This is a genomic window from Bacteroides sp. AF25-38AC (assembly GCF_003602995.1).
In the GTDB taxonomy this organism is placed as follows: domain Bacteria; phylum Bacteroidota; class Bacteroidia; order Bacteroidales; family Bacteroidaceae; genus Bacteroides; species Bacteroides uniformis.
This window is the reverse complement of record NZ_QTMD01000024.1, coordinates 60446-86731: the sequence shown is the minus strand read 5'-3', so window position 1 is coordinate 86731 and position 26286 is coordinate 60446. Positions and strand designations below refer to the sequence as shown.

Here is a 26286-nt window from a genome sequence, read left to right as displayed (position 1 = left end):
GCAAAAGTAAGGAGGGAAAATGAACTGTAGAAGATGTACTTACTTAGGCGCTTACTATAAAAAAAAATATCGCCAAATATTTTTATCGCTATGATTTGTTGAGATATAAGCAATTGGTTGATGTATTATATCTTCCCTCAACAAAGATGCTTGATTATATTCCTATAAAATTGAATATGCCTGTTTTTGCTTTACCATCGGGATTAAACGTTGATTTTTTGCAAGAAAACCTTACTCACAAGGACAAGAAATTGAGTTTGTTATATGTTGGAGGTATTGGAGGAGTATATGACTTGAAACAATTCGTAAAAGCTGTTGGTAATATTCCTGAAGTTCATCTAACAATATGTTGTAGGAAAGATGATTGGGAGAGGGAAAAAACACAATATGGGATACTTCCTTTAAATGTTCGAATAGTGCATGGTACAAAAGAAGAAGTTAAAAAAATGTTTTCCCAAACAGATTTGTTTTGTATATTAATAAATCCTGTGGAATATTTAAATTTTGCAGTTCCTTATAAATTGTTTGAATCATTGGGATATGGTTGTCCACTATTAGGAACTAATCATACGATGACAGGAGATTTTATATCTGAAAAAAAAATAGGTTATACTTGTAATTATACGGCAAAAGATATAGAAAAACAGCTTTTGTTTATACTGGATAATAAGACAGATCTTGTTTTGCTTAGAGAACAGGTAAAACAAATAGCTTTAGAGCATACGTGGGAAAAACGATGTTTGACTGTGATTGAAAGTCTACATTCATAGGTTTATGCTAATTGAGAATCTTGATGAAAACGGTTTATTTGTTTACTAATACTTTTCCTTATGGAATAAACTCAGAAACTTTCATAGAGGAAGAGATGCGCGTCGCTGGAAATTTGGGATTACATATTGTCGTATTGCCTCTTCATCGAAAGAAGGTTTGTCGGTGTGTACCTTCAAATGTCGAAATTTGTAATTCATTGGCTGATACGAGTTTTATAAAGAAAATATATATCGCTTGTTTGATGCTATTTAGTCTGCATTTTTGGAAAATGTTATGGATTAAAGATAGACCACGTTCTCCCAATGAATTTTATCAAGGAATTAAGTATCTGTATGGTTCTTTTTGGATAAGCTCTTTTTTATCATCTCATAAATATATTTTTAAACAAGGTAGTGTTTTTTATAGTTACTGGTTTAATCATACACCTTTGGGATTAGGTTGGAGAATAAAGAAAGATGAGTATTATCGAGATTTTGTGCTTTACACTCGTGCTCATAGATATGATGTTTATGAGCGACAAATAGGTTCTTATATTCCTTATAGAAAAGAAGCGTTGGCCTATTTAAAAGGAGTGTTTTGTGTAGCGAAAGAAGGTAAGATATTTTTGCAAAAATGTTATCCAAATTATGCTGAAAAGATATTTTTAAGTCATTTGGGAGTATCGACAAAAGAACAGTATAATAAGAAAGTAAAGAAAGTGGCAGATATTTCTTTTATTTCATGCTCAAGTTTGACTGCTGTCAAACGGGTGGATTTCATTTTTAAACGAATAAATTCTTTTTGTGTAGCTCATCCGCAGCTTTGTATCAGTTGGACTCATATTGGGGGCGGACCATTATTGAGGGAATTACAGGCTTTAATAGAGAATAAATCGAAAAACCTGAATGTAATATTGACTGGTTATATCAGTAATTCGGATGTAAAACAATTGTATATGATGAATGATTTTGATTTGTTTGTTAATATGAGTTTATCAGAGGGGATTCCGGTTTCAATTATGGAAGCTATCAGTTTTGGGATTCCTATTATTGCTACAAATGTAGGAGGAAATGCTGAAATAGTAAATGATGAAACTGGTGTCTTAATACCAGTTAATATTGATCAGGCTGCTTTTAATGAAACAGTTTCGGATATTATGAATAAGATGGATATTCTGAAAATATCTACTATTTTATGTTATCAGAATGAGTTTAATGCAGACAAAAACTACCATTGCTTTTATAATCAAATTACTTTATGAATATTCTTCTTATTAATCATTATGCAGGTAGTCCTGATTTAGGCATGGAATTTCGTCCTTATTATATGGCTAAGGAGTGGCAGAAAGCAGGACATCATGTGCGAATTGTAGGAGGTTCTTTTTCGCATTTAAGAAAAAAACAACCTTGTGAGTATAGAGAAATCGTAGATAATGTTGAATATTGTTGGATTCCGGTTAATCGATATAAAGGGAATGGAGTAGGAAGGATTTTTTCCATGTTTTTGTTTGTATTCAAACTTTACCATTATTTTGTAGAGTATTTAAGGAATTTTGAACCTGACATTGTAATAGCGTCTTCTACTTATCCTTTAGATATTTATCCTGCTTATAAAATAGCCAAGCATTATCATGCAAAACTCATTTATGAAGTACATGATTTATGGCCATTATCCCCCATGGAACTAGGTGGATATTCTAAAAAGCACCCCTTTATCCAAATTATGCAAAAGGCAGAGAATGACTGTTATAGATATGTAGATACTGTCGTTTCCATGTTACCTAAGGCTGAGGAGCACATGAGAGAGCATGGATTGGGAAAAGGTAAATTTCATTATGTACCTAATGGCATTGTTTTATCTGATTGGAATAACCCTAAGGGGATTCCGGAAGAACATGGCTTATTATTGAGTAGATTTCAGAAAGAAGGAAAGTTTATAGTTGGTTTTGCCGGTGCTCATGGTATTGCAAATTCATTGTATGCTGTGATTGATGCGGTTTCGTCTCTCGCGGAGCAAAATGTGGTACTTGTTTTAGTCGGTGGAGGACAGGAAAAAGAAAATTTGATAAAATATGCACATAAGAAAGAAATTGTAAATGTTTACTTTCTTCCAACTATCGATAAATTGGCGATACCTAATTTGCTGAAAGAAATGGATGTGCTTTATATAGGCTTGCAAAAGCAGTCTTTATTTCGTTTTGGCATAAGTCCCAATAAAATGTTTGATTATATGATGGCTGCAAAACCAATTATACAGGCAATAGATGCCGGGAACAATTTGGTTGGAGAGGCTGATTGTGGCATTGATGTCGAACCGGATAACGTCGGTGAAATTAGTAAGGCTATTTTGGCGTTAAAATCCATGCCAGAAGAAGAAAGAAGAAGATTAGGAGAGAATGGTAAAAAATTTGTTCTCTCGAATCATACTTATCAAGTGTTGGGAAAGCGTTTTTTCGATATAATGAATAATCTTATAAAGAAATGAAAATAGTAACAATTATTGGGGCACGTCCTCAGTTTATAAAAGCTGCGGTTGTGAGTCGTGCTTTTGCAGCTTCTAAAGACGTAACAGAGATTATAGTACATACAGGTCAGCATTTTGACTCTAACATGAGTGATATCTTTTTTGAAGAGATGTGCATACCTAAACCGCATTATAATTTAAACATAAATGGATTGGGTCATGGTGCTATGACTGGGCAGATGTTGGAGAGAATAGAAGAGGTTCTGATAGAAGAGAAACCGGATTGGGTGTTAGTGTATGGAGATACAAATTCTACTCTTGCCGGTGCATTGGCCGCAAAGAAACTTCATATCAAGGTGGCTCATGTAGAAGCGGGACTACGTTCATTCAATATGGATATGCCGGAAGAGATAAACCGTATCTTGACAGACCGTATCAGTGACATTCTATTTTGTCCAACTGATAAAGCTACTGAAAATCTGGTCAATGAAGGATATGGCAATATTAGATGCCAAATAGTAAAGAATGGAGATGTAATGCAAGATGCTGCATTGTTTTATGCGGATAAATGCAGAAAACCAAACAGCAACTTACCGGATAAATTTGTTTTATGTACAGTACATCGTGCTGAAAATACGGATAATCTGGGACGTCTGAAGAATATTTTTATGGCTTTAGAAAATATATCTGATAAATGTAAGGTGGTATTGCCGCTGCATCCCCGTACTAAAGCCAAATTGATAGGAATAGGATATGATTTTTCCTGTTCTAATATATGCTTTATCCAGCCTGTTGGCTATTTGGAGATGGTTTGGCTTTTAAAGAATTGTGAGTTGGTAATGACTGATAGTGGTGGATTGCAAAAAGAAGCCTATTTCTTTGGTAAATATTGTGTGACTATGCGTGATGAAACAGAGTGGGTGGAACTTGTTGACAATGGATTTAACAGATTGGTAGGAAGCAATCAAGCGATGATAGAAGATACGTATGCTCTGTTGGTGGATGCTCCTAAAACGGGGTTTGAAAATAGACTTTATGGAAATGGAGATGCAGGAAATAAAATCTTGGAAAGTTTACAACTTTTATAATTGCTTTTTTAGCTTCTTTATTTGAATGAATTTTAAAGATTTACATATTCATGGTGAAGTAAGGACAGATTTACTTCATCGTATTCTTTATTCTACCGATGCTTCTGCATATAGGGAGACACCTCTTGCCGTAGCATTTCCTAAAGATGAAACAGATGTACAGGAGATTGTACGTTACGCTTCCAGAAATCATATTAATTTGATTCCCCGTGCAGGAGGTACATCTCTTGCGGGGCAGGTAGTCGGGAAAGGACTGGTAGTGGATATTTCCAAATATATGAATCATATTTTGGAAATAAACCCGGAGGAACGTTGGGTTAGGGTACAACCCGGAGTGGTATTGGATGAGTTAAATCTTTATTGTAAATTATACGGACTGTTTTTCGGTCCTGAAACCTCCACATCCAATCGTTGTTGTTTGGGAGGAATGGTCGGTAATAATTCATGTGGTTCTCATTCATTGGTATATGGCAGTACACGTGATCATCTGTTGGAGGCAAAAGTCATATTAAGTGATGGTTCTGAGGCTCTTTTGAAAGGGGTATCCCCCAAGGAAGTTGATAGCATACGTGCAGGAGCTTCATTGGAAAGTTCTATTTATGATCGGCTGATAACGTTGCTGTCAGATAAGGAAAATCAGAAAGAAATCGTGGATAACTATCCTGATACCTCTTTACGCAGAAGGAACTCCGGATATGCCATCGACGAATTATTGCATTCAGATTATTTTGACTCTAATAGTCAGGAACCATTCAATTTGTGTAAATTGCTGGCTGGTTCAGAAGGTACATTGGCTTTCGTTACTGAGCTAAAATTGCGTTTAGTACCTCTGCCACCAACAGAAAAAGCTGTGGTATGTGTGCATTGTTCAACTTTGGAGGAAGCATTTGTTGCCAATCTTGTGGTATTGAAGCATAATCCTGTAGCCATTGAGTTGATGGATAGCACAATTTTGGAATTAAGTAAACGGAACATATCACAAAACAAGAACAGATTCTTTGTTCAGGGAGATCCGGCTGCCATACTTATTATTGAGTTAGCAGAAAATACCCGTGAAGAGGTAGATAAGAAGGCTAACGAAATAGAGGCTGATTTAAGAGCACATAATTATGGAACTCATTACCCACGTGTCTATGGGAAGGATATCAGTCGTGTTTGGAGCTTGCGAAAAGCCGGGTTGGGCTTACTTTCCGGAATGCCGGGGAGTGCTAAACCTGTATCTGTTATAGAAGATACGGCTGTGGCCCCACAGCGTCTTCCTGCATACATTGCAGATATGAAAAAGATGCTTGACGGTTATGGCTTGAGTTGTGTGTATCATGCCCATATCAGTACCGGAGAGTTACACCTCCGTCCAGTTTTGAATTTAAAGGAAGAAAAAGATAGGAAGTTATTCCGTACGGTAGCTACCAAAACTGCTGAATTGGTAAAGAAACATAGAGGTTCTTTGAGTGGTGAGCATGGGGATGGTCGTTTACGTGGTGAATTCATTCCTTTATTATTGGGAGATAAAGTTTATAGTCTTTTGAAGGAGGTAAAGGAAATATGGGATTCTCCGCATATTTTCAATATGGGCAAAATTGTGGATACTCCTCCGATGGATGCTAATTTGCGTTATGAACAGTGGGATTTAGGAATAGATACTTATTTTGATTATTCTCGGCAGAAAGGATGGCTGTGTGCCATCGAACAGTGCAATGGCTCCGGGGATTGTCGTAAATCAGGCTTATTGGGCGGTACGATGTGTCCTACTTATCGCGCTACAAGAGATGAAAGAAATACTACGCGTGCTCGTGCCAATACACTACGTGAACTTTTGATACATCCGCTCCAGAAGGATATTTTTAATCAGGAAGAAATTCTGACCGCTTTGGATACTTGTGTTTCTTGTAAGGCTTGCAAGTCAGAATGCCCTTCGAATGTGGATATGGCCCGTTTTAAAGCGGAATACCTGCAACATCATTATGACAATGCCCATATTCCATTGCGCTCGCGTTTAATTGCCAATCTGACAAGTATGCAAAAGCTGGGTATGGCAGCGCCATGGCTCTATAATGCAATAATCTCAAATGTATTTACGTCTTCACTCATTAAACGGATATTGAAGTTTGCTCCTCAACGCTCTATTCCGAAGCTTTATAAAATGACTTTGCGGAGCTGGATGATAAAGCATCCGGATAATAAAACCCATGATAAGGGTAAAGTGTATCTGTTTGCAGATGAATTTACCAATTACACGGATGTGGGGATTGGCATAAAGTTCATAAAACTGCTGCGTACTTTAGGATATGAGGTGATTATCCCTAAGCATGTGGAGAGTGGACGTACAGAGTTGTCTAAAGGCTTCTTGAAAAGGGCTAAAGGCATAGCTGAGAAAAATATAGTTTTACTTAAAGAGATTATTTCTGAAGAAACTCCTTTAATAGGTATAGAACCTTCATGTATATTGGCTTTTCGGGATGAATATCCGGATTTAGTCAATGAAAATACCCGGGAAGATGCCCGTAGGCTGGCTGCTAATTGTTTATTGTATGATGAATTCATTGTGAAAGAAATCCATAAGGGAAATATAACACAAGAACAATTTACAGATTTTCCTTTACACATAAAATTGCATGGACATTGTCATCAGAAATCACTGGCTTCCATTGAACCTTCCAAGGAGATGCTTGCTTTACCTGAAAATTATCAGGTTGATATAATTCCTTCCGGTTGCTGTGGCATGGCCGGGGCTTTCGGTTATGAGAAAGAACATTATGCATTGTCCATGCAGATAGGAGAGCAGTCATTATTTCCTGCTGTTAGGCAAGCTGAAACTGAAATTTGTATCTCTGCTCCTGGTACGAGTTGCAGGCAACAGATAAAGGATGGTACAGGCAGGCAAGCTTATCATCCTATAGAAATCTTATATGATGCCCTTTTGTAGCATTCTTTCCTATTTAAATATACATTAATCATGAAAATTCCATTTTCGCCTCCTTACATTGATGACACTGTCATCAGTGAGGTGGTTGATTCATTACGTTCCGGCTGGATAACTTCCGGTCCGAAAGTAAAAGCATTGGAGGAAGAAATAAAACTTTTCTCCAATGCAAAAGAAGTGCTGTGTGTGAACTCGTGGACATCGGGAGCTATCATGATGCTTCGTTGGCTGGGTGTTCATTCTGGGGATGAGGTGATTGTGCCGGCCTATACCTATAGTGCTACTGCTCTGGCTGTACTCCACGCTGGTGCAAAACCGGTTATGGTGGACTCTGGAAAAGACTTTAATATTTCAGTAGAGGCTATTCGCAATGCCATCACTTCAAAGACAAAGGCTATAATCCCGGTTGATATTGCAGGATTTCCTTGCGATTATGAGCGCATCATGGAGTTGGTGAATGAACCGGATATACGTGGCATGTTTCAACCGACATCGTCAGTACAAGAACGATTGGGGCGTATCTTGGTTATGAATGATGCTGCACATTCTTTGGGAGCATATTACAGTAGGAATCAAAGAACGGGTTGTGAAACGGATATTGCTATATTTTCACTTCATGCGGTGAAGAATGTTACAACTGCGGAAGGTGGTGCCATTTGCCTTAATTTGCCTGCTCCCTTTGACAATGCGGAACTTTATAAGGAGCTCCATATGATGAGTCTGAATTGCCAGACAAAAGATGCTTTTTCAAAGTCGAAAGCCGGTGGTTGGCGTTATGACATTGTGGGGTTGGGAATGAAAATAAATATGGCTGATGTGAATGCGGCTATCGGACTGGCTCAGATACGAGAGTATCCTGCTCTTCTGAAGGAACGTAGAAGGGTATTCAATACTTATTCCAAAGCTTTTGCAGATTACGATTGGGCTATAATTCCTCCTTCGGTAGATGGTGAAAAGGAAAGCTCCTATCATATCTACGCATTAAGAATCAAGAATTTTACGGAAGAACAGCGTGACCGTATGATTGATGAAATAGCCAAGGCGGAAGTAGCGGTCAATGTGCATTTCATTCCGATGCCGATGCTTTCATTTTTCAAATCCTTGGGATATGACATAAAAAACTATCCTCAAGCTTATGAGAATTTTAAGGGGGAAATTTCTTTGCCTATTTATCCTCAGCTGGATGAGGAACAGCTGAACTTCATTATTAATGTTGTAAAGGCCGCATATATAACAGTTGCAGGTACTGAGTGATGATTCGCTTTCTTGATTTTATCTTTTCTCTTTTGGGAATAATTCTACTTTTCCCCGTATTTCTTGTGTTATATTTCGCCGTCCGATTGGAAAGTAAAGGTGGTGGTTTTTATAAACAACTACGTGTGGGACGTGGAGGGACGGATTTTTACGTCTATAAGTTCCGTTCAATGCGTATAGGAGCTGATAAGCAAGGTTTGATAACTGTAGGTGGACGGGATCCTCGGATTACTCAGGTCGGATATTTTATTCGCAAATATAAATTAGATGAGCTACCTCAGTTATTTAATGTACTGAAAGGTGATATGAGTTTAGTAGGCCCACGTCCGGAAGTCCGAAAGTATGTAGAACTATATACGGATGAACAACGTAAAATACTTTCTGTTCGTCCTGGAATAACAGATTATGCTTCCATAGAATATGTTGATGAGAATACTATACTTGGGCAGGCTGATGATGCGGATAAAGCGTATGTAGAACGGATTTTACCGGATAAGATACAGTATAATATGAAATATATCAATCATCGGTCAGTGAAAGAATATTTCAAAATTATCTTTTTGACCATATGGAGTATCATACATTGAAAAGACGATTGTGCATGGTTATAAACTGGTTATTTATTCCTCATTATGTTCGTAAAACAAAATAAGGGAATTATTTTCGGAAAAAATTGTTAGAACTTATGTCAATTGCCCAATATTGTTTTACTTTGCTGTCAAATAGTAAGCAATACAGCAATTGATATGCAGAAATTATTGTCTTTGCCGCCTAATCTGGTGTCGGCATTCTATGAACTGGAAAATGTGGACCGTACGAAATGGTTTTGTACTTCCGACCCGGTGGGAATGAAACTTGGCTCGGGCGGGGGAACTACCTGGCTCTTGAGAGAATGGCAGAAGGAACGGGATAGGAAGTATTTGGCGGAGGAGCGTATTCCAACAGAAAAGTGCATTCCAACAGAGAAAAGCCTTCCAGCAGAGAAGCGTATTCTGCTGCATGCCGGAGGACAAAGCCGTCGTTTACCGGGATATGCACCGTCGGGCAAGATATTGACCCCGATTCCGGTGTTTCGCTGGGCGCGTGGACAAAAACTGGGACAGAATTTATTATCCCTTCAACTCCCACTTTACGAAAAGATTATGGAGCGTGCTCCCGAAAGGCTGCGTACGCTGATTGCCAGCGGTGATGTGTATATCCGTGCGGAAAAGCCGCTTCAAGAGATTCCCGATGCAGATGTGGTGTGCTACGGATTGTGGGTAGACCCGTTGCTCGCTACACATCATGGTGTGTTTGTCTCGGATCGGAATCAGCCGGAATCCTTGGACTTCATGCTTCAGAAACCCTCTCTGGAGGAATTGGAAAACCTCTCCAAGACACATCTCTTTTTAATGGATATCGGCATCTGGCTATTGAGCGACCGGGCCGTTGACTTGCTGATGAAACGTTCGCAGAAGGCAGATGGGGCTTTGGACGTGGATACGCCATATTCCGACTTGAAATACTATGACTTGTATGCTGACTTTGGCTTGTCCTTAGGAAATCATCCCCGTATTGAGGATGAAGAGCTGAATAGCCTCTCCGTCGCCATATTGCCTTTGCCCGGAGGCGAATTCTACCATTATGGAACAAGCCGCGAACTGTTGTCTTCAACCGTCACCTTACAGAATAAGGTCTACGACCAGCGCCAGATTATGCACCGGAAGTTGAAGCCCAATCCGGCCATCTTTGTGCAGAATGCAGAAGTGCATCTCCCCCTTACTCCGAAGAACGACAGTCTTTGGATTGAAAATAGCTTTGTTGGGGCTTCTTGGCGGCTGGGGGCACGGCAGATTATCACGGGTGTTCCCAAGAATGACTGGAGGCTGACCATTCCAGACGGTATCTGCATTGATATAGTTCCGCTTGCCGACCAGCGCTGGGCAGTACGCCCCTATGGTTTTGACGATACTTTTAAGGGGGATATTCGGGATGAAAAGACACTGTTCCTTGGAATGTCGTTTTCGGAATGGCTGGTCGAACGGGAATTGTCGGTGGAAGACATCACCGGCAGAAAAGAGGACCTGCAGGCTGCTGCCATCTTCCCGGTTGTGGAAGATAAAGAGCAGATGGGGACAGTGCTTCGATGGATGGTTTCCGAACCGGGCTTGACGGAAGGAAAGGCTGTCTGGCTGGAAAGTCGTCGGTTGTCCGCCGACGAAATTTCAGCACAAGCCGACTTGCGTCTGCTGTATGCACAGCGGGAGAGCTTCTGCAAAGGAAACTGGGAAGTGCTGGCACGCAACCATGCAAAGAGTGTATTCTATCAACTCGACTTGATGGATGTGGCCGGTGAATTCCATAAATTCGGCATTGACAAGCCGGAAGTGTTGCCGACAGATGCCTCGCTGATGCAGCGTATCCATAACCGGATGCTGCGTGCACAGATTGAGAAGCTGGACGGAAGGGACTTCAAGGCAGATGAGCAGGCCGCATTCAACTTGTTGCGCGAAGGATTGCTGACTGATTTGTATGAACGCAAGAGCAGTCCTCGCCTGAATGTGTATAGTGACCAGATTGTATGGGGGCGTAGCCCCGTACGCATAGATATGGCGGGAGGATGGACGGACACTCCGCCTTACTCCTTGTTTGCCGGTGGGAGTGTGGTGAATATTGCCATTGAACTGAACGGGCAGCCGCCTTTACAAGTGTACATCAAACCTTGCGCGGAGCATCGCATCGTGTTGCGCTCCATTGATATGGGAGCCATGGAGGTGGTGAATACTTTTGAGGAATTGCAATCCTATTGCATGATAGGTTCCCCCTTTTCCATTCCCAAAGCAGCATTGGCGCTGGCCGGGTTTGTTCCGGCTTTTTCAGAAACGGCTTATCCTTCGCTGGAAAAACAACTGGAAGCCTTCGGCACAGGTATAGAGATTACATTGCTTTCTGCCATACCTGCAGGTTCCGGTCTGGGCACAAGCTCCATTTTGGCTTCTACTGTCTTGGGTTCATTGAGTGACTTTTGCGGACTGATGTGGGATAAGAACGAAATATGCCGCCGTACGCTTGCCCTGGAACAGTTGCTGACGACCGGTGGCGGTTGGCAAGACCAATACGGTGGGGTACTGCAAGGTATCAAACTGTTGCAGACGGAGGCTGGATTTGCCCAGCAGCCATTGGTACGCTGGTTGCCCGAGCATTTGTTTACCCATCCGGAATACCGAGATTGCCATCTGCTGTATTATACGGGCATTACGCGTACAGCCAAGGGCATCCTTGCAGAAATAGTACGCTCCATGTTCCTCAACTCTTCCCTGCACCTGGGGTTATTAGAAGAGATGAAAGCACATGCCTTGGATATGGCCGAAGCCATTCAACGGAATGACTTCAAGAGTTTCGGAACACTGGTAGGCAAGACATGGATGCAGAAGAAGGCACTGGACAGTGGAACAAATCCTCCTGCCGTAGAGGACATCATCTGTCAGATAAAAGACTATACCTTAGGATATAAACTGCCGGGAGCCGGTGGGGGAGGTTATCTGTATATGGTGGCTAAGGATCCGCAGGCAGCCCTGCGCATCCGTGAGACCTTGACGCTGAATGTACCGAATCCGAGAGCCAGGTTCGTAGAAATGTCACTCTCGGATAAGGGATTCCAGGTGTCGCGGAGCTGAAATTCATCATTCATGATGATACGGCCCCCCGTTCAGTATGGTCATCGCCCGGTAGAGTTGCTCCACAAAGATGAGGCGCACCATCTGATGGGAAAAGGTCATGCGTGAGAGGGACATCTTCTCGTGTGCCGCTTCGTACACTTTGGGGGAGAATCCGTAAGGGCCTCCGATAATAAATACCAGCCGTTTGTTCACGGTATTCATCTTGCGCTTCATATAGTCTGCAAACTCTATGGAGCGCATTTCTTTTCCACCTTCGTCCAGCAGTACGACCACATCTCCCGGCTGGAGAGCTTTCAATATCAGTTCCCCTTCCTTTTCCTTCTGCACTTCCATGGAGAGACTCTTGGTGTTTTTCAGTTCGGGGATGACTTCCATCTCGAATGAGAGATAACGCTTGGTACGTTGCACATAGTCGTTGATGGCTGTTATAAAGTGTTGTTCTACAGTTCGTCCTACAACGAGCAGAGTAGTTTTCATACTGGTTCTGTTTTGATTAGCGCACAAATTTAGCATTTTTTTATTGTATTTTGAGACAAATGCTTACCTTTGCCTATCATAAATACTTGTGAAAATGAAAAAACGGGTAATCTTTTTGTTGACCGGTCTCTTCATTTGGACGTCTGTGCTGCTGGCCCAGAATGTTCCCGAGGGAGTGATTGGAGCCTTCAAGGAAGGAAACTCTCAGGAGCTCAACAAGTATCTGGGTGACAAGGTCGATTTAATCATTCAGAATAAGTCGACCCACGCCGATAAGCGGACGGCAGAGGGCACAATGGCTGCTTTCTTCTCCAACCACAAGGTCGGCAGTTTTAATGTGAACCATCAGGGGAAGCGCGATGAGTCCGGTTTCGTCATCGGTATCTTGATGACCGCAAATGGAAACTTTCGGGTGAATTGTTTCTTCAGAAAAGTACAGAACAAATATGTCATACATCAAATAAGGATAGATAAAACAGATGAATAAGGAAGAAGAATTGATTGACAGGCTGATAGACCTGGCTTTCGCCGAAGATATAGGCGATGGAGACCATACAACCCTTTCGTGCATTCCTGCTACGGCAATGGGCAAATCCAAACTGTTGATAAAAGAACCGGGCATCCTGGCCGGTATCGAGATAGCAAAGGAGGTGTTCCGCCGTTTCGATCCTACCATGAAGGTGGAAGTGTTCATTAATGATGGTACAGCCGTAAAGCCGGGCGATGTGGCCATGATTGTGGAAGGCAAGATACAGTCTTTGTTGCAAACGGAGCGTCTGATGCTGAACATCATGCAGCGCATGAGTGGCATTGCCACCATGACACATAAGTATGCCGAGCAACTGAAAGGTACGAATACCCGTGTACTTGATACCCGCAAGACTACTCCGGGCATGCGTATCCTCGAGAAAATGGCAGTGAAAATCGGTGGCGGCGTAAACCACCGTATCGGCTTGTTCGATATGATTTTGCTGAAAGACAACCATGTGGACTTTGCGGGAGGCATCGACAAGGCCATCAACCGTGCGAAGGAATATTGCAAGGGAAAAGGCAAGGACCTCAAGATAGAAATAGAAGTGCGCAACTTCGACGAATTGCAGCAAGTGCTCGATTTGGGTGGTGTAGACCGTATCATGTTCGACAACTTTACGCCGGCAATGACAAAGAAGGCCGTAGAGATGGTAGGCGGCCGCTATGAAACGGAATCTTCCGGCGGCATCACGTTTGATACGCTCCGCGACTATGCCGAATGCGGTGTGGATTTTATTTCCGTAGGAGCTTTGACGCACTCTGTGAAAGGATTGGACATGAGCTTTAAAGCATGTTGACAAAGGCGGAAAGCATTATTGCAGAATAATAAGGAAAGCCTCTCATAAAGAATGTTGCATTACGGCAGACTTATGAGAGGCTTTCTCTTGATAACCAGCAGAGTAATGACTCCTGAAAAAACAGATGGTGTATTGGGGTGAAACAGATGGTCTGTTGGGGACGGATAGATGATGCGTTTGGCTATAACGGATGATGTGTTTCAGAGTAATGGATAATAGCGTAGGAAGATATGAAAAACATAACATGGAATAAAGTAAAAACAACTGTCAAAGGTTGGCAAGTGGGAGACTACATCCGGCAGACTTCCATTGTGGTGATTGGTGTACTGATTACCTTTGCCGGTAGTGAGTTGGTTACTCAAAACTCCGAGAAGAAAGATATTCAAGCCACCATGTCGCTGATTAGGGATGAACTGAAAAGCAACCGGGAGAATTATGAGAGTATCGTTTCAGAGTTTAGAGAGGATGAACGTCTTTCCAGCTTATTGGTGGAGTATGACTTAAAGCATCGGACGATACCAGAAGATTCATTGATACAGTTCCGCTTTCTTATGGGGCATATCCGCAGTTTTTATTATAGTCAGAATGCATTGGATATACTTAAAAACTCCATGTTGATGCAGAAGATTTCAGATAAAGAGCTACTGTTGCAGTTGACCGGAATCTATGAGGTATTGGATGGATTTAGGGCGACTATGAATGGCTATTACGATATGAAGGACGAAATTATGGTTCCTTTCCATTTGGCATTGACTGATGAACAGACGGACCAGATAAATCGTGGAGGATATGAGGCGTGGGATATTTACTTGTCGGACAGGTCGGTACGGAACTTTGTCAGGGTAGCGCGGAACTATTTTACGCCGGACTATGTAGAACGTGTGGGAAAACGTATAGACGAGGCAATACAAGCGCTTGAGAAAAAGTATCATTTAGAATGAAAAGATATGGGAAAGACAAGCTTTAACAGGTTGAACCATAAGATAAAAAGTTGGCGCATAGGTGATTATTTCCGCCAGTTCAGTATTGTGGCTGCGGGCATCATTGTCACTTTCTGGGGAAATGACCGGATTACCGAGAATGCCCGCCAAAAGGAAGTGCGTGCTACGATGCAGTTGGTAACGGAAGAGTTGGAATATAATAGGCAGGAGCTCCGTAATATAAAGCACTTGTTGGATATTGACATACACATGAGTCTGTTGTTGAGGGAACATGATATGGATGTATCCAAGATACCGACAGATACTCTGTGGAAGTATGGCAAGTTTTTCAATAATATGGATGAATTTTCTTATAGGACAGATGCGCTGGATGTGCTGAAAGGTTCTTCATTGATGCAGTATATACCGGACAAACGTATGTTGCAGGATGTATTGCAGACTTATTTTGAGTTGGGCAGGAAACAAAAGGATGTCAGTGATTACTATGCAACGAAAACAGATGCTCTTATGAGTGCTGCCATGTCCAGGGAGTGGGCGAATGTTTTTGACGGTGGCGACGGTCTTCGGGACCAGGCCTTGTTTCTTGTGCAGTATAAGAAATTTATCAATTACGTCAACATGGTTCCCGGTTTTCTGTATTGGCATGAATTTGATGAATTGGATGAAAGGCTGGCCAAGCAGATTCAAGTATTGAAAGCCAAATATAAGTAATCTCCGTTCTTTAACATCTTTTTATATTTAATTCAGCAGCATTTTCAAAAATGCTGCGTCTAACTAACAAACGACGCGAAGAGGCGTCCGTAAAACGAGCACTGACATTGGAAAATGAGATAGAACTGATTGAGGGCTGCCGGGCAGGAAAGGATTCCGCCCGAAAGGAATTATACACCCTCTACTCCAAGCAGATGCTGGCGGTATGTTACCGCTATACGGGCGATGTCGATGCGGCCCATGACGTATTGCACGATGGCTTCATCAAAATTTTCACCCACTTCACCTTCCGTGGCGAATGTGCATTGAGTACCTGGGTGACAAGGGTAATGGTGACGCAGGCGATAGACTACCTGCGGAAACAGCAACGTTTCAGCCAACTGGTGGTGAATGAGGAACAATTGCCCGACATTCCGGATGAAGCAGGCATTGCCGAAACCGGAGGCCGTATTTCCGAAGAAATGCTGATGGCGTTCGTGGCGGAACTTCCCGATGGATGCCGTACTGTATTCAACTTATACGTCTTTGAGGAGAAATCGCACAAGGAAATAGCCGAAATCCTCCACATCAAAGAGCATTCGTCTACCTCGCAGTTGCATCGTGCTAAGTGTTTGTTGATAAAAAGAATTAAAGAATATACTGAATATGAGAGAAAATGATGAAATAACCGGTTTGTTCCGCAGTCGTCTTGCCGGCGCAGAGATGACAGTGCGGGAGGACTTCTGGGAAGGGTTGCAACGTGACTTGCCGTCACCGGTTGCCGCAAAAGGCAGGAGGCCGCTTTTTCTTTCTCCGAGGTTTCACCGCGTAGCCGCAGCCGCCTCTGTTGTATTTGTACTGGGAGCTGCTTCTGCCGCTTTCTGGTATTTCTCTCCGAAAGAGGAAATCAAGGAGGCCTTTACACAAGTGGCGGCCATGACGCCGGAAGGTAACTTGAACGGGGATGTGGTGCAGGAAAGTTTTCCCTCTATTCATCAGGCCAACCCCATGGCACAAAAGTCCGGTACACAGCATCCCGCCAACGGCATTCCGGCAGGATTGACGGCGCAGGCCGATGAGGATGAATCCATGTCTGTCCATGTTTCCATCCGGATTACCCAACGGGTGTACGGAAACCAGCAGCAGCCGGGAAACGGTTATTACAGTAACGGAACTCCGGCCGGAAACGGGAACTACCATTCAAATCCTGGCCATAAGGATGCTGATATAGATAGAATGCTGCCATCTTCTGAGGAAGAACCGGCAAAGTCTGTGGCTGTATCGCCATCTAAGCCCCGTAATTGGGCATTGAAAGCAGGCATCGGCACTTCCCTGCCGAAAGGGAATTTCCATATGCCGTTCACGGTCGGGGTAAGCGTGGAACGTTGTTTGAACAAGCATTTCTCCTTGGAAGCCGGTCTTCAGTATAATTGCTTGGATGGTGACCATACGTTGCATACGCTGGGAATTCCGGTAAGGCTGAACATGATGCTGGCCAGTACGCCGAAAGTGGATTTCTATGCTATGGTAGGTGGAGCAGCCGAGAAATGCATTGCAGGTGCTCCGGACAATGGTTTCGGTGCAGAGCCGGTACAGTTGTCGGTTGCTGCCGGAGTAGGGGTACGCTATAAAATGAACAACCGTTTTGCCTTGTTTGCAGAGCCGTCTGTATCCCATCATTTCGATACGGACTCGCAGACAAGAACCTTGCGTACGGAACGGCCCACCAATCTGAATCTGTTGTGCGGCGTGCGCATGACTTATTAATCTTAAATACCATACAAATATGAAGACTCTATACAATAAATTACATATATTCGGGCAGACTATGCTGCTCGTATTCTTTACTCTTTCTGTTCTCTCTTTGAGCTCTTGCAGCAAAGAAACGTTGGACTACAACCATCCGGATGTAGACTTGTTTGTCAAGCAGTTGAAGGCTGGCAAATATTCTACCCAAAGTCCGGATGGATTGAGTAACATGCCCAAGTTCACTTCCGAAGATATAGAGGAATTGCTGAAGTATGCCGAGGACTTGACGGTCATTCCCTCTTTCCCCCTGGCTCCGGTATCCTATTCGGCAGGTGGCAAGCTGCGTTTGGGCGAATGCATCCTGTGGACGGTAGAGACTATCCGTCTCGGGAACAATGCTTCGATGGGATGCAAGATGGTACATACGGATGCGGAGAATTATGAAGGTATCTATTTCCTTTCGGACGAAGAGGTGCTGGATGCCGCTTCGCGCTACCGCCGCTGGTGGGAAACCCGTAAGTATCCACGGACTATGTGGACGATTGATCCCTGCTATGACGAACCGCTTTGTGGCAGCGGATATATGTGGTGGTGACCTGTTTTTAGGGATTAAGGATTAGGTATTAAGTAATCAAACTGTCAGGTGAAGAGATTTATACTTGTAATGGGGCTGCTCTGTGCAGTAGCCTTCCCTTGTTATGCCCAAAACTGGACCCCTCAGGACTCGTTGAGGCTGAACCGGTTGCTGAAGGGCGAGGGGGAGGTAAAACTGAATCCGGAGGTATTGCAGGAATTGGAAATGAACAATTCTCTGGGTACTCCGAAAGCGGTGATGGACAAGTCGTGGATGGATTTTGATAATTCATTGCCCGTCATGCCGAAAGCGCCCGAGAAAAAAGTGGTGCTTACCTTACGTCCTTATACAGCCAATACCAAATATAATTGGGACCCCATTTATCAGAAAAAAATCAAGGTAGACAAGGATACTTGGCGAGGAGATGAATTCTATGCGCTTAAGATTCTGATGATTCCTACGAACTGGGCTAAACATCCGTTTGATGCCGGTCCGCGTGAGACGGTGGAGCAGATTGAAGCAACCGGTTTGCGTTACCGGGTGACGGAGCGGGCCAATAATATGGCTGTGGGCGGTTGGCAGGGTGCCAGTGGCGGTGGAATTTCCGGTTTAGACCTGATGACACCTTTTACCCGTGAGTTTTGGAATTTCAAAGGCCGCAAGCGCCGTGCCCGTACGCTGGAAGTATTGAAGGCGTATGGAGATTCGATAACTGTTTTGGAACAACAGTAATTTATCACTTTTTGTCAAATTTTGAACTTTCTTTCTCCTCTTCTTGTTTTCATTAGTAAACCTTTAAAAAAAGTAATAATGAACAGAGTGACTTCTCTATTTGGAATAAGATATCCGATAATTCAAGGTGGTATGGTGTGGTGTAGCGGCTGGAGACTTGCTGCTGCTGTAAGCAATGCGGGAGGGCTGGGCTTGCTCGGCGCAGGTTCGATGCATCCCGAAACGTTGCGGGAGCATATCAGGAAATGCCGTGAGGCTACGCATCATGCTTTTGGTGTGAATATTCCCTTGATGTATCCCCAGATAGAAGAGATAATGCAGATTGTGGCCGACGAGGGAGTGAAGATTGTATTTACATCTGCCGGCAGCCCGAAGAAATGGACTGGTTGGTTGCACGAGCGTGGCATCACGGTGGTGCATGTTGTTTCGTCCTCGCGTTTTGCCGTGAAGGCAGAAGAGGCGGGTGTTGATGCAATAGTTGCCGAAGGCTTCGAAGCCGGTGGGCACAATGGGAGGGAGGAGACTACCACCCTGTGCCTGATACCAGCTGTACGTGCAGTTACTACACTTCCGCTGATTGCCGCCGGTGGCATTGCAACGGGTGAGGCCATGCTGGCTGCCCGGGTGCTGGGTGCGGAAGGTGGGCAGATTGGTACACGCTTTGCCTTGACGGCAGAGAGTTCTGCAAACGAGGTATTTAAGGATTACTGCTTGCATTTGGAAGAAGGGGATACCCGTCTGCTTTTGAAGAAATTGGCTCCGGTGCGTCTGGTGCGCAATAACTTTCGCAGCGCCGTAGAGGCTGCTGAGGCTGTGGGAGCTTCAGAGGAAGAACTTCGTATCCTTTTAGGGCGCGGCCGTGCCAAACGTGGTATTTTTGAAGGTGACTTGGAAGAAGGGGAACTGGAAATAGGGCAGGTATCTGCCTTGCTGCATGGAAAGGGAGTGCAGTCTGTGGCGTCGGTCATGCAAGAGTTGGTGGAGGAGAGCAGAAGGGCGTGGGAGAGAATGCAGGAATTGGATTTCTGACTATTCCCGTCTTCTGGTATCATATAACACTAAAAAAGGAATATTCCCGGTGATTTCGGGGATATTCCTTTTTTAGTTCCAATTTATAACCTTTTATCCTTTGGGGATATTGGTTGTGTCTTTTGCCATATTTCCACTTGTGGCGGAATTACTTGTGCCATTGTTGCTGGTAGTGGCGCTACCGGTAGCCATATTTGTTGCGCTTTTACCGGCTGTCTGCACAGCGGGTTGCTCTTCCCAGTGGAATGGTTCGAAGCTACTGTTCGGGTCAACCCAGGACGGTTTTTTGGAAGCATAAATAATGAACGGGGCAATGACTACAATCAGTGCACCGATGATGAGCACGGAGAACCATACTGTGTTGCTGCCTGTTGAGATTTGGCTGGGTGGGATAAAGCTCAGTACGAATGCCAGCAATGACCCGCAGAAACCAAGTCCACCGATGAGCCACATCAGTCCGTTGCCATTCTTGCCGATACGGAACGGACGGTTCAGCTTCTTCATCTTATAACGCAGCACGATGGCTCCGGAGAACATCAGCATATACATGATAAGATAGAGGACTACAGTCAGCTGTGATAGAATCTGGTAGAAACTCTGTACGGAAGGCATGACTACGAACAGAAGGCTCAGTACGGTTACTGCACCGCCTTGTACATAAAGGATATTCTTCTGTACGCCCAGCTTGTTTGTCTTTTGGAAGAACGGAGGCATGTAGCCTGCTTTTCCTACGGCAAAGATACCTTTGGACGGACCAGCAACCCATGTCAATACACCTGCCAGTACGCCGAATGCCAAAGCGATGGCAATAATCGGTGACAGCCAGGAGGCGCGGATGTAATGGAAATAGTTATCGAAGCCTACAAGCAGACTCTGTGTCAGACTGATGTCTTTGGCCGGGATGATGATGCCCAGTGAGAAAGTACCGAGCACGAAGATGATAACCGTAATGGCCGCACCGATGAACACTGCCTTCGGATAATTCTTGGAGGGATTGTTCACGTCTTTTACGTGGATACCGCCCATTTCCATACCGGCATAGAAGAGGAAGATACTGGCAGCAAGCACCACGTTGTCGAAGTTCGTCAAGTCGGGGAAGAAGCTGCTGTGGAAATCCAGGTTGGAGTGTCCGCCGGTGGCAAGGTAGATAATACCCAGGATAATCAGCAGTGCGGCAGGGATAATAGTCCCGACCAGGCCGCCGACCTTTGCCACTTTACCTACCCAGCTCATGCCCTTCATGGAGATGAACGTAGCCAGCCAGTAGATGATGAGGACAACAACGAGTGAGTAATACTTGTTGTTGGCCAGTGACATGTCGTGTACGTCGTTCATGCCGATGAAAGCAATGGATACGGCACCGAATGTCAATACGGTAGGATACCAGATTGTACTTTCAATCCATTGTACCCAGATGGCAAGGAAGCCCAGTTTTTTTCCGTAGGCTTCGCCCACCCAGCGGAACACACCGCCTTGCTTGTCTTGAAACATGGCAGCCAGTTCCGCGGCGACAAGTGACGTCGGAATCAGAAAAACAATGGCTGCAAATAAGTAGTAGAAGGCCGAACTCATTCCGTACACGGCCTCGGCAGGAAGTCCACGTAGGGATACTACTGCCGTCACATTCATGATTGCCAGGGTAAATACACCCAGCTTCACTGTTTGTTTAATATTTGCCATAAGTTAAGGTTTTAGATGAAAAATATATTCAAAATCAGCGTCTATAACAACACTTGGGGAGAGTTGTTCCCAACGGATAAGTGAAAGTTCCGGTTTTAACTATTCAGGAAGCGTCGGCTTTGGGCGCGGGCTTCTGTGCAACTTTCTTGTAGAACTCTTCTTTTTCCTTATTGCGCCGTTCGACCAGGCTCGTTACATACACTGTAAAGATAGGGAACATCATCATGCCCAGCGCAGCCAGCAGTACGGACAGTACCCGTCCGGTGGGAGTGACTGCTATGATATTGGAACCCACCGTCGTCACGTCCATAAATGCCCACCATAAGGCGTCTCCATATCCTTTGACTAAAGGATTGGGACCATGCTCCATGACATAAAAGGCCAGACTGGAAAAATAGACAGTGGCCAGCAACATGGTAAGGTAGGAAACGAACAGTCCCGATGCGCGGTTGTACGTCAGCCAACCCACCACGATAGCCATGGCGTAACCACCCCGCACTAATGGGATGAAACGCAGCATATAGGTTATCTCGGGTGAGAAAGTCCATCCCATATAGGCAATGATGTTTTGATAGGGTATAGCTACCAGCAGGAAAATGAAATGCGTGGCCACGTAGTGACCCTTCTTCTCTGCCAGGAACCATTCCAATACAAAATCTGCCAGGAACAGGGCACATATCCACAACTGTACTTTCATGTAGACCGACTGTTCGTAAAAGGGGATCCCCTTGAACGTGTCGACAGAGATGCTGATAACTAAAAATAGCGACAGTATCAATATAATGACATGCAGTATGCCATAGATACCTTTTTCCCGCAATACAAATTCTGATAGAGCCATTTTCATGATGAAGTCCATTATAAAGTCATAAGTTATGAGTTATAAGTCATTTGCTGATTACGGTGCCTACCAACAAATAACTCATAACCTATAACTCATAACTAAAAAGAGAAACTTATTCTGTAATCGTTACGTTATCACCGTTGAACACACCCAGGCCGAGCTTGTTCATGATGAACTTGATTGCCGATTGGGCCTTTACGGAGTTTCCCGCTTCGTCTAGGGGAGGAGCGAAGGCCGATACTCCCATGACACCGGGCAATACGGCCATTACACCACCGCCTACACCGCTTTTGGCCGGTATGCCGGCGGTGTACATCCAGTCGCCGGAATGCTCGTAGAAGCCTACGGTCGAAATCATCGACGTAATTTTCGGTGCCAGGCTGGCTTCGAACACCGTTTGTTTGGTGACGGGGTTCACACCGTTATTGGCGATGGTTCCTGCGGCAATGCCCAGTTGCTGGGCCGTGATGCCGAGAGAACACTGGCGGGTATAGAGGTCGAGTGCCATATCCGGATCATCGTAGATGCGGTTGTAGTTTTTCAGCAGCCAGGCAATGGAGCGGTTGTTGAAGTTGGTAGCCGTTTCCGATTTGTACAGTTCGTCGATGAGTTGTGGGGCGGAGCCGCACAGCTCAGTGACATTCTGTACAATGGCATCCCATTTCTTGTCGGAGTTTCCCACTGGCTGTACCATGGAACAGGCGGAAATGGCACCGGCATTTACCAATGGAGTGGAAGGGTGGTCGTTTTCCAGCAAGATGGCGATGATGGAGTTGAACGGTAGTCCCGTGGCATCGGCACCTATCATGTCCAGCACTTTCTGCGCACCGTATTGGCGCAGGATAAGGATGGCTGTGTGTACCTTCGAGACGGACTCTATACCGAAACGATAGTCTGTGTCACCTATATTGATGGTCTGCCCGTTCATCAGGCAGATGCTGAGTCCGAATAGTTTGGAGTCTATGTTGGCAAGGTAGGGAATATAATCCGCATTCTTGCCTCCTGTGCTGCCCTTCACCTCATTGTAGGCTTCTTGGGCAACCTCCTTTATTTGTGAAATTGATATTTTCTTTTCCATAAACACGTTGTGATGTACGATTAGACGATGTACGATTTACGATTGAAATTACTCCTTTAAACGTAGTCCGTATCAAGAGAAACTCTAATCGTACATCGTAAATCGTTTAATCGTAAATTAATTTATTTTTTATGAGTACGGCATCCGTGGTTGAATATTTTGGTTTCCACCGGCAGGTTCTTTTCCTGTGCCATACGGGTAGGAGTCGGGTAATCCAGTTTCTCCAGCTCCGTGATGGCATTCTTGATGTCACCCAGCAGCATGTCTGCCATGTCGCGGCTGAATCCTTGGCGAACAACGACGCGCATTACGACGTAGTCTTCCAGCTTTGAAGGCAGTGTATAGGCGGGTACCATCCAACCGTGTTGTGACAGCTTGTCCTGCAGGTCATACAGAGTCCATTTGGCAGCTCTTGCATATTCCGGTTTCAAATACCAGATAAACAGCGGGTTCACAACCTCGTCGGAATAGTTTACGAACGGAGCCATCTTGCCGATTTCGTCATGGATATACTTGGCGATGGTCAGAGAGTTGTACTGTACTTCCTTGTAACCCTGGAATCCCAAACGGATGAACTGGTAATATTGACCCAGAATCTGTGCGGCAGGACGGGAGAAGTTCAGGCCTACCTGAGTAATGTTGGCACCGAGGTAGTTTACGCTGAATGACATTTCTTCGGGCAGATATTCCTTGCCTTTCCAGCAAACCCAGCCCAGACCCGGATAAACCAGACCGAATTTGTGTCCGCTGACGCTGATGGAGAGTACCCACTTCAGACGGAAGTCCCATTTCTTTTCGGGATAGAGGAACGGGAGGATGAAACCGCCGCTGGCGGCATCTACGTGGATAGGAATGTCGTAGCCGGTCTTCGCATTGTAGGCATCGAGGGCTTTGTCGAGGGCTTCGACGTCATCGTTCAGTCCTGTCCATGTAACGCCTTGGATAGGCACGATACAGATGGTGTTCTCATCACACATCTTCAAGGCTTCTTCGGGGTCGAGCGTGGTCTTGTCCAGTGTCAAAGGCACTTCACGCATTTCAATCTGCCACAATTGGGCGAATTTTTCCCATACCACCTGGAAACCAGTTGAAATAACGAAGTTTGGTTTGTCGAACGGTTTGCCTTGCGCCTGACGTTTCTTGCGCCAGCGCAACCAGGCTGCCACACCACCCAGCATACATGCCTCCGAGGAACCGATGGCAAGTGCGCCGGTTTTCCAGGTTTCTTTTTCAGGAGAGTTCCAGAGGTTGGCCACGATGTTGATACATTTACCGTTCATTACGGCGATGCGCGGATATTCGGTCTCGTCAATGTAGTTGATGTTGATGGCTTCGTTCATCAGCTTGGTTGCATATTCGTCCATATAGGTAGTGACGAATGTAGCCAGATTCAAGCGAGGCTGCGTTTGGGCGAAGGTCTCGTCTTTCACCATCTGATAGGCGATTTCCGGGGTAGTAGGTCCGTCGGGAATCTTTTCTACGGGTGAGGGTTGTAACATACGGTTTGAACCGAATACTTCAGTTTTTGCATCTCCTTTTCTGAAATTCAAATCTTCCATATTAATAAGTTTTTTAAAGGTTTAGGCGGCGGGGCTTTTCCCCGTCGAATTTCCCACAACAACGGGGTTTGCGGATGAAAGTTCCGGGGTTTTGCATTATTTGGCGTTTATTAAAGGGCAGCGTAGTAAAATCTTAAAAAACGAACATTCTGAAGGTAGGTTTGTTGTTCCCACATTATTCATTTAATTAATATACTACTATATGAAAATCAATACCGGAAGGGGTACAATCCCCCTTATCACGCTTGTCGGCATTTGGTCAGTCTCTGCATTGACTTCCTTGCCGGGATTGGCCGTATCACCTATTTTGGGACAGCTTACTACCATTTTTCCATATGCCACAGAACTGGATATACAGATGCTTACCTCCCTGCCTTCGCTGCTGATAATTCCTTTTGTGCTATTGGCGGGCAAGCTGGCCGAGAAACGTGACTTTGTGCGTCTGCTGAAAGTGGGACTTTGGATGTTTGCCGCCAGTGGGGTACTTTATCTTTTTTCGGACAAAATGTGGCAGTTGATGGTGGTCAGTGCTTTGCTCGGCATTGGCTCGGGACTGATAATCCCGTTGTCTACCGGTTTGGTTTCACGTTATTTCACGGGGGAGTATAGGGTAAAGCAGTTTGGTTACAGTTCTGCCATCACCAATGTGACGCTGGTTGTGGCAACGGCGGTGACTGGGTATCTGGCAGAGGTAAACTGGCACTTGCCTTTCGTGGTATATCTGCTTCCGTTGGTTTCTCTGCTGCTTGTCGGGTATTTGAAGGGAGATACCGGTCAGCCGCAGAAAACAGAAGATACGGCTACCGTTGTTCCGGAGGAATCCAAGCGTGCGATTCCCGGTAAATACGGCATCCATGTCCGCCATCTGCTACAGTTGATGCTGTTTTATGGCGTCACTACGTATGTAGTGCTGGCGGTTACTTTTGACTTGCCTTTTTTGATGGAGGCCCATCACTTCTCCAGCGGAAATTCCGGATTGATGATCTCCTTATTCTTCCTTGCCATTATGGCTCCGGGTTTCTTCCTGGGGCATATCGTGAAGTGGATGGGGAAACACACAAAGTTTTACAGCCTTTTGTCCATTGCAGCGGGTTTGCTTTTGATATGGATTTCGCCTAAAGAATGGCTGATAATACCGGGATGTATGTTGGTTGGTTTGGGATATGGTGTCATTCAACCGCTGATTTATGACGAGACAATAGATACGGCTATACCGGAAAAAACAACTTTGGCACTGGCCTTTGTAATGGTAATGAATTATCTGGCGATTCTATTGTCCCCGTTCATTACAGACTTCTTTCAGACCTTGTTCCACACTAATTCCAAGGAATTTCCGTTTATTTTCAACCTCTGCATCACACTGCTCGCTATGTGGTGGGAGTATGCGAGGAAGAAGGATTCTTTGTTGGGGGGGAGTTATGAGTGATGAGTGATTTGTTGGTAATTGTGCTGCGCTACCATGCTGAAA

The 26286-nt window shown here is 44.4% G+C and carries 23 protein-coding genes; 18 read left to right on the top strand and 5 right to left on the bottom strand.

The window, feature by feature from the left end; all coding sequences use genetic code 11:
- The first annotated feature begins 146 nt into the window (after window positions 1-146).
- The 8 genes from DWY55_RS15775 (at window position 147) to DWY55_RS15740 (ending at window position 12134) form a co-directional block, all read left to right on the top strand.
- A complete protein-coding gene (locus tag DWY55_RS15775; RefSeq protein WP_243633669.1) occupies window positions 147-770 on the top strand; it encodes a glycosyltransferase in 624 nt (207 codons plus the stop codon).
- A 23-nt stretch (window positions 771-793) separates the two neighbouring features.
- Window positions 794-2011, top strand: coding sequence for a glycosyltransferase (locus DWY55_RS15770; RefSeq protein WP_005831235.1), 1218 nt, complete (start codon window positions 794-796; stop codon window positions 2009-2011).
- The gene (locus DWY55_RS15765; RefSeq protein ID WP_005831233.1) at window positions 2008-3234 is read left to right on the top strand and encodes a glycosyltransferase family 4 protein; all 1227 of its coding nucleotides are present in this window, start codon (window positions 2008-2010) and stop codon (window positions 3232-3234) included. The genes DWY55_RS15770 and DWY55_RS15765 overlap by 4 nt, the downstream gene beginning before the upstream one ends.
- Window positions 3231-4301, top strand: coding sequence for a non-hydrolyzing UDP-N-acetylglucosamine 2-epimerase (gene wecB, locus DWY55_RS15760; RefSeq protein ID WP_005831231.1), 1071 nt, complete (start codon window positions 3231-3233; stop codon window positions 4299-4301). Before DWY55_RS15765 ends, wecB begins: the two co-directional genes overlap by 4 nt.
- Window positions 4302-4326: 25 nt before the next feature.
- Window positions 4327-7227 (top strand): FAD-binding and (Fe-S)-binding domain-containing protein, encoded by a 2901-nt coding sequence (locus tag DWY55_RS15755; protein WP_005831228.1) that lies wholly within the window; start codon window positions 4327-4329, stop codon window positions 7225-7227.
- Between the two features lie 30 nt (window positions 7228-7257).
- The gene (locus DWY55_RS15750; RefSeq protein ID WP_005831226.1) at window positions 7258-8478 is read left to right on the top strand and encodes a DegT/DnrJ/EryC1/StrS family aminotransferase; all 1221 of its coding nucleotides are present in this window, start codon (window positions 7258-7260) and stop codon (window positions 8476-8478) included.
- Window positions 8478-9065: a sugar transferase gene (locus DWY55_RS15745; RefSeq protein WP_005831225.1), complete on the top strand. Its 588-nt coding sequence runs from the start codon at window positions 8478-8480 to the stop codon at window positions 9063-9065. Before DWY55_RS15750 ends, DWY55_RS15745 begins: the two co-directional genes overlap by 1 nt.
- 159 nt (window positions 9066-9224) lie before the next feature.
- A complete protein-coding gene (locus DWY55_RS15740; RefSeq protein WP_005831224.1) occupies window positions 9225-12134 on the top strand; it encodes a bifunctional fucokinase/fucose-1-phosphate guanylyltransferase in 2910 nt (969 codons plus the stop codon).
- 6 nt (window positions 12135-12140) lie between these two features.
- Here the strand turns inward: DWY55_RS15740 and rlmH are convergent, their stop codons facing one another.
- Window positions 12141-12614, bottom strand: a complete 474-nt coding sequence (gene rlmH, locus DWY55_RS15735; RefSeq protein WP_005831223.1) for a 23S rRNA (pseudouridine(1915)-N(3))-methyltransferase RlmH — start codon at window positions 12612-12614, stop codon at window positions 12141-12143.
- Between the two features lie 94 nt (window positions 12615-12708).
- Here rlmH and DWY55_RS15730 point away from each other — a divergent pair, with 94 nt between their 5' ends.
- From DWY55_RS15730 to DWY55_RS15690, 9 genes are all read left to right on the top strand, one after another.
- Entirely contained in the window at window positions 12709-13101 is a 393-nt protein-coding gene (locus DWY55_RS15730; protein WP_005831222.1) for a DUF4783 domain-containing protein, read from the top strand.
- A complete protein-coding gene (gene nadC, locus DWY55_RS15725) occupies window positions 13094-13942 on the top strand; it encodes a carboxylating nicotinate-nucleotide diphosphorylase (RefSeq protein WP_005831220.1) in 849 nt (282 codons plus the stop codon). Before DWY55_RS15730 ends, nadC begins: the two co-directional genes overlap by 8 nt.
- 230 nt (window positions 13943-14172) lie before the next feature.
- Complete coding sequence (locus tag DWY55_RS15720) at window positions 14173-14883, top strand: hypothetical protein (RefSeq protein ID WP_005831218.1); 711 nt, start codon at window positions 14173-14175, stop codon at window positions 14881-14883.
- A gap of 6 nt (window positions 14884-14889) precedes the next feature.
- Window positions 14890-15594 carry a hypothetical protein gene (locus tag DWY55_RS15715; RefSeq protein WP_005831216.1) on the top strand — a complete coding sequence of 235 codons (705 nt, stop codon included), beginning with the start codon at window positions 14890-14892 and terminating at the stop codon, window positions 15592-15594.
- Window positions 15595-15644: 50 nt separating this feature from the next.
- Entirely contained in the window at window positions 15645-16253 is a 609-nt protein-coding gene (locus DWY55_RS15710) for an RNA polymerase sigma factor (protein ID WP_005831214.1), read from the top strand.
- Entirely contained in the window at window positions 16240-17340 is a 1101-nt protein-coding gene (locus DWY55_RS15705; RefSeq protein WP_005831212.1) for an outer membrane beta-barrel protein, read from the top strand. The genes DWY55_RS15710 and DWY55_RS15705 overlap by 14 nt, the downstream gene beginning before the upstream one ends.
- A gap of 19 nt (window positions 17341-17359) precedes the next feature.
- A complete protein-coding gene (locus DWY55_RS15700) occupies window positions 17360-17917 on the top strand; it encodes a DUF4943 family protein (RefSeq protein WP_005831209.1) in 558 nt (185 codons plus the stop codon).
- Window positions 17918-17965: 48 nt separating this feature from the next.
- Window positions 17966-18628 (top strand): DUF4858 domain-containing protein, encoded by a 663-nt coding sequence (locus DWY55_RS15695; RefSeq protein WP_008664780.1) that lies wholly within the window; start codon window positions 17966-17968, stop codon window positions 18626-18628.
- Window positions 18629-18706: 78 nt separating this feature from the next.
- A complete protein-coding gene (locus DWY55_RS15690) occupies window positions 18707-19657 on the top strand; it encodes an NAD(P)H-dependent flavin oxidoreductase (RefSeq protein WP_117878506.1) in 951 nt (316 codons plus the stop codon).
- Window positions 19658-19750: 93 nt separating this feature from the next.
- Here DWY55_RS15690 and gadC read toward each other — a convergent pair whose 3' ends face one another.
- The 4 genes from gadC to DWY55_RS15670 form a co-directional block, all read right to left on the bottom strand.
- Complete coding sequence (gadC, locus tag DWY55_RS15685) at window positions 19751-21337, bottom strand: putative glutamine/gamma-aminobutyrate antiporter GadC (RefSeq protein WP_005831203.1); 1587 nt, start codon at window positions 21335-21337, stop codon at window positions 19751-19753.
- 103 nt (window positions 21338-21440) lie between these two features.
- Window positions 21441-22184, bottom strand: coding sequence for a potassium channel family protein (locus tag DWY55_RS15680; RefSeq protein ID WP_005832258.1), 744 nt, complete (start codon window positions 22182-22184; stop codon window positions 21441-21443).
- Between the two features lie 109 nt (window positions 22185-22293).
- Complete coding sequence (gene glsA / locus DWY55_RS15675) at window positions 22294-23259, bottom strand: glutaminase A (protein ID WP_005831199.1); 966 nt, start codon at window positions 23257-23259, stop codon at window positions 22294-22296.
- A gap of 122 nt (window positions 23260-23381) precedes the next feature.
- A complete protein-coding gene (locus tag DWY55_RS15670) occupies window positions 23382-24818 on the bottom strand; it encodes a glutamate decarboxylase (protein WP_005831197.1) in 1437 nt (478 codons plus the stop codon).
- A 202-nt stretch (window positions 24819-25020) separates the two neighbouring features.
- Between DWY55_RS15670 and DWY55_RS15665 the strand changes: the two genes are divergently transcribed.
- Window positions 25021-26244, top strand: coding sequence for an MFS transporter (locus tag DWY55_RS15665; RefSeq protein ID WP_117878508.1), 1224 nt, complete (start codon window positions 25021-25023; stop codon window positions 26242-26244).
- Window positions 26245-26286: the final 42 nt, after the last annotated feature.

What these genes read in the sequence shown, in the direction of transcription:
- DWY55_RS15770 (WP_005831235.1), top strand. Translation starts at nt 794, where the DNA reads ATGAAAACGGTTTATTTGTTTACTAATACTTTTCCTTATGGAATAAAC.
- DWY55_RS15700 (WP_005831209.1), top strand. Translation starts at nt 17,360, where the DNA reads ATGAAGACTCTATACAATAAATTACATATATTCGGGCAGACTATGCTG.
- rlmH (WP_005831223.1), bottom strand. Translation starts at nt 12,614, where the DNA reads ATGAAAACTACTCTGCTCGTTGTAGGACGAACTGTAGAACAACACTTT.
- DWY55_RS15680 (WP_005832258.1), bottom strand. Translation starts at nt 22,184, where the DNA reads ATGAAAATGGCTCTATCAGAATTTGTATTGCGGGAAAAAGGTATCTAT.
- DWY55_RS15690 (WP_117878506.1), top strand. Translation starts at nt 18,707, where the DNA reads ATGAACAGAGTGACTTCTCTATTTGGAATAAGATATCCGATAATTCAA.
- DWY55_RS15755 (WP_005831228.1), top strand. Translation starts at nt 4,327, where the DNA reads ATGAATTTTAAAGATTTACATATTCATGGTGAAGTAAGGACAGATTTA.
- gadC (WP_005831203.1), bottom strand. Translation starts at nt 21,337, where the DNA reads ATGGCAAATATTAAACAAACAGTGAAGCTGGGTGTATTTACCCTGGCA.
- DWY55_RS15775 (WP_243633669.1), top strand. Translation starts at nt 147, where the DNA reads ATGCTTGATTATATTCCTATAAAATTGAATATGCCTGTTTTTGCTTTA.
- DWY55_RS15705 (WP_005831212.1), top strand. Translation starts at nt 16,240, where the DNA reads ATGAGAGAAAATGATGAAATAACCGGTTTGTTCCGCAGTCGTCTTGCC.
- DWY55_RS15715 (WP_005831216.1), top strand. Translation starts at nt 14,890, where the DNA reads ATGGGAAAGACAAGCTTTAACAGGTTGAACCATAAGATAAAAAGTTGG.
- DWY55_RS15720 (WP_005831218.1), top strand. Translation starts at nt 14,173, where the DNA reads ATGAAAAACATAACATGGAATAAAGTAAAAACAACTGTCAAAGGTTGG.
- nadC (WP_005831220.1), top strand. Translation starts at nt 13,094, where the DNA reads ATGAATAAGGAAGAAGAATTGATTGACAGGCTGATAGACCTGGCTTTC.
- DWY55_RS15710 (WP_005831214.1), top strand. Translation starts at nt 15,645, where the DNA reads ATGCTGCGTCTAACTAACAAACGACGCGAAGAGGCGTCCGTAAAACGA.
- DWY55_RS15665 (WP_117878508.1), top strand. Translation starts at nt 25,021, where the DNA reads ATGAAAATCAATACCGGAAGGGGTACAATCCCCCTTATCACGCTTGTC.
- DWY55_RS15670 (WP_005831197.1), bottom strand. Translation starts at nt 24,818, where the DNA reads ATGGAAGATTTGAATTTCAGAAAAGGAGATGCAAAAACTGAAGTATTC.
- wecB (WP_005831231.1), top strand. Translation starts at nt 3,231, where the DNA reads ATGAAAATAGTAACAATTATTGGGGCACGTCCTCAGTTTATAAAAGCT.
- DWY55_RS15765 (WP_005831233.1), top strand. Translation starts at nt 2,008, where the DNA reads ATGAATATTCTTCTTATTAATCATTATGCAGGTAGTCCTGATTTAGGC.
- glsA (WP_005831199.1), bottom strand. Translation starts at nt 23,259, where the DNA reads ATGGAAAAGAAAATATCAATTTCACAAATAAAGGAGGTTGCCCAAGAA.
- DWY55_RS15740 (WP_005831224.1), top strand. Translation starts at nt 9,225, where the DNA reads ATGCAGAAATTATTGTCTTTGCCGCCTAATCTGGTGTCGGCATTCTAT.
- DWY55_RS15750 (WP_005831226.1), top strand. Translation starts at nt 7,258, where the DNA reads ATGAAAATTCCATTTTCGCCTCCTTACATTGATGACACTGTCATCAGT.
- DWY55_RS15730 (WP_005831222.1), top strand. Translation starts at nt 12,709, where the DNA reads ATGAAAAAACGGGTAATCTTTTTGTTGACCGGTCTCTTCATTTGGACG.
- DWY55_RS15745 (WP_005831225.1), top strand. Translation starts at nt 8,478, where the DNA reads ATGATTCGCTTTCTTGATTTTATCTTTTCTCTTTTGGGAATAATTCTA.